The following is a 993-nucleotide window of genomic DNA, read 5'->3' as shown; positions in this document are numbered from 1 at the left end:
GTTTGGCAAGAACGTTGTCACGCCAGTGGACAAGAATCCGCTGGATATCGAGCAGGCATTCGTGACCTACACGGGTGCACTGGGCGGCGGCACTTTCAAGTTCCGCGTCGGCCGGCAGGAAATGGCGTTCGACCTGCAGCGTTTCATTTCGGTGCGCGATGGTCCGAATGTGCGCCAGGCATTCGACGCTGTGTGGGCCGACTACGAATATCAGAAGTGGCGCTTCATTGGTTACGCGACGCAGCCGGTGCAGTATCGCGACGCCACGGTGTTCGACGACGTGTCGAACCGCGATCTCACGTTCAGCGGCGTGCGCTTCGAGCGTCAGTCGGTGGGGCCGGGCGATTTGTCCGGTTACTGGTCGCGCTATAACCGGAGCAACGCGCGGTATCTGGACGCAAGTGGCGTCGAGCGGCGCGACGTCTGGGATCTGCGATATACCGGCACGCAGGGCCGTTTTGACTGGGATATCGAAGGCATGCTGCAAACAGGAACGGTCGGCAGCAGTACGATCGGTGCGTGGGCAATAGGCTCGATCGCCGGCTACAAGCTTGACGTGCCGTGGTCGCCCCGTATCGGGCTGCAGTTCGATGCGGCTTCGGGCGATCGCCATCTGCACGACGGCCGGGTCCAAACGTTCAATCCGCTGTTCCCGAATGGATATTACTTCACGCTGGCCGGCTACACGGGATATTCGAACCTCATTCACATAAAGCCGTCCATCACGCTCAAACCGGCCGCCAATCTCGCGCTACTCGGCGCGCTCGGATTCCAGTGGCGCGAGACGACGGGCGACGCCGTGTATCAGCAGCCAAGTCAGATCGTGCCTGGCACTGCGGGCAAGGGCAGCTTGTGGACGGGCATGTATGTGCAGTTGCGCGCTGACTGGACGATAGCCGCCAACCTGATTGGATCGATGGAAGCCGTGCATTTCCAGGTAGGCAACACGATACGTCAAGCGGGCGGGCACAACGCCGATTACGCCGGCGTGGA

1 protein-coding gene is annotated in these 993 nt (G+C 61.2%); it reads left to right on the top strand.

From position 1 onward, the window contains the following. Positions 1 to 993: alginate export family protein (locus J8I87_RS44035; protein ID WP_209938915.1), on the top strand; the 993-nt coding region annotated here is incomplete at both ends.

Source organism: Paraburkholderia sp. LEh10, assembly GCF_017814945.1.
Lineage (GTDB): Bacteria > Pseudomonadota > Gammaproteobacteria > Burkholderiales > Burkholderiaceae > Paraburkholderia.
The sequence above is the reverse complement of the archived record's forward strand: the minus strand, read 5'-3'. Positions and strand labels throughout refer to the sequence as shown.